Origin of the sequence: Leyella lascolaii (assembly GCF_900079775.1) — a bacterium.
GTDB classification, from domain to species: domain Bacteria; phylum Bacteroidota; class Bacteroidia; order Bacteroidales; family Bacteroidaceae; genus Prevotella; species Prevotella lascolaii.
Genome location: NZ_LT556041.1, coordinates 1 through 674, shown reverse-complemented (window position 1 = coordinate 674; position 674 = coordinate 1). Strand labels below are relative to the sequence as shown.

The 674-nt window shown below is 44.8% G+C and carries 1 protein-coding gene and 1 pseudogene; both read left to right on the top strand.

The window, feature by feature from the left end:
• A pseudogene (locus tag BN4609_RS09120) lies at positions 1-305 on the top strand (conjugal transfer protein MobB); the annotation flags it as partial.
• Positions 306-393: 88 nt separating this feature from the next.
• Positions 394-674 (top strand): YWFCY domain-containing protein (locus BN4609_RS09115; RefSeq protein WP_068856423.1); only part of this gene is annotated, 281 nt, incomplete at its 3' end.

The window sequence follows — 674 nt, the reverse complement described above, 5'->3', positions numbered from 1 at the left end:
CATTCATTGACCACCGCACCCAAAGCGTTTTCAATGGTTCAAGGCTTGGAACGAATCTTTCTGCCAATGCCCTGCAGGAGCACTTCACCTTGCCTTACGAGAATGAGCAACCGATACCGCTTACCATCCCGAAGGAAGATGGCACAATGCCGGAACAGGAATATCATGGTTCTGGCTTGTTCGACGAGTACGGCAGCGGTTTTGGACTTATGGCAGGAGGTGGTTCTTCAAATGAGGCGCAAGAGGCTGCATTTGACAGAGAGTTGCGTAGAAAGAAGAAGAAACGTAAAGGACGAAACCTTTAATCGTTTCATCAAGGTTGGCTTTCTTATACAATGGAGAAAGCCTGCCTTCAATCTAAAACAATTTGTATAACTTCAAAACTGAAAAACAATGGCACAAGAAGACGATTTGAGAGCATTGGGGAAAATTATGGATTTTCTCCGTGCTGTGAGTATTATACTCGCAATTATGAATGTATATTGGTATTGCTACGAGGCAATGCATATTTGGGGAGTGACAATCGGGGTGGTTGACAGAATCCTGATCAACTTCAACCGTACAGGTGGTTTGTTTCATTCCATTCTCTATACCAAGCTGTTTTCGCTTCTGCTCCTGGCACTCTCATGTCTGGGAACCAAGGGCGTGAAAGCGGAAAAGATGAGTTGGAACAG